The organism is Elioraea rosea, assembly GCF_007644105.1.
Lineage (GTDB): Bacteria > Pseudomonadota > Alphaproteobacteria > Acetobacterales > Acetobacteraceae > Elioraea_A > Elioraea_A rosea.
In genome coordinates this window covers 1-977 of the sequence record NZ_VFAC01000092.1, presented here as the reverse complement: position 1 = coordinate 977, position 977 = coordinate 1, and the positions used below count along the sequence as shown (strand labels likewise).

Sequence of the window (977 nt, the reverse complement as noted above, 5' to 3'; positions counted from 1 at the left end):
CTCGCGCTCGCGCGCGATCGCGGCGCGGCGGGAGGTGACCTGCTCCTGCTCGCGGCGGGCGACGGCGAGCGCGGCGCGCGCCTCTGCCTCGAGGCGCCTTGCCTCGGAGAGCGCGGCGCGCGCCTCGGACACCTCGGCCTGCAGCGCGGCGAGCGCAGGCAGCGCGCCTTCCTGCTCGCGAAGCTCGGCAAGGCGCGACTCGGCCTCCGCCTTCTCTGTGGCGACGCGCTCCTCCTGCGGCTGAAGTGCTGCAAGGCGCGAGGAGGCAGCGGTCGCGCGTGCCGTCAGGCTGGCGTGCGCTGAGCGCGCCTCCTCGAGGCCACGCTCTGCCATGCGGCGGGCGTTGCGCGCGGCCTGGTCGGCCGCCAGTGCCCGGGCCTCCGCAGCGGCTGCCTGCTCGTGCTCCGCCTTGGCACGGGAGGCGGCGAAGTCGGCATCGGCGAGCTTGCCGCGAAGCCCCGCGAGGCGGTTGCGCTGGGCGAGCCTGGCGGCGGCGGCGGTCGGCGTTCCCGCGCGCACAGCGTAGCCGTCCCAGCGCCAGATCGCGCCCTCGCGGGAGACGAGCGCCTGACCGGGGCGGAGCGAGGCCCACAGCGCCTCGCCGTCCGTCGCCGTCTCGACAAGCCCGACCTGGGAAAGCGCGCGGGCGAGCACGGGCGGGGCGGTGACAATCTCGGCAAGCGGCACAGCACCCGCAGGCAGGGGCTGGGCCGGAACGATCGGCGGCAGGGCGCGCCAGTGCTTCGGCGCTGCCTCGTCCGCCGGCGCCTCGAGCGCCTCGCCGAGGGCGGCGCCGAGAGCGGTCTCGAGCCCCTCGGGGACCGTGACGGCATCGACAAGCTTCGGCCAGAGCTCGTCGTCGCGCCCGCCGAGAACCTCGCGCAGCGCGGCGACCTCTGCTGCGAGGCGGGCACGGTCGGCATCGGCGCGGGATGCGGCGCGGGCGGCCTCGCCCGCCGCTGCCTGGGCCTCCGCGC

Annotated in this window: 1 pseudogene; it reads right to left on the bottom strand. The window is 77.6% G+C overall.

Features of this window, described 5'->3' with window-relative positions:
- A pseudogene (locus FIF60_RS21855) lies at positions 1-977 on the bottom strand (chromosome segregation protein SMC); the annotation flags it as partial.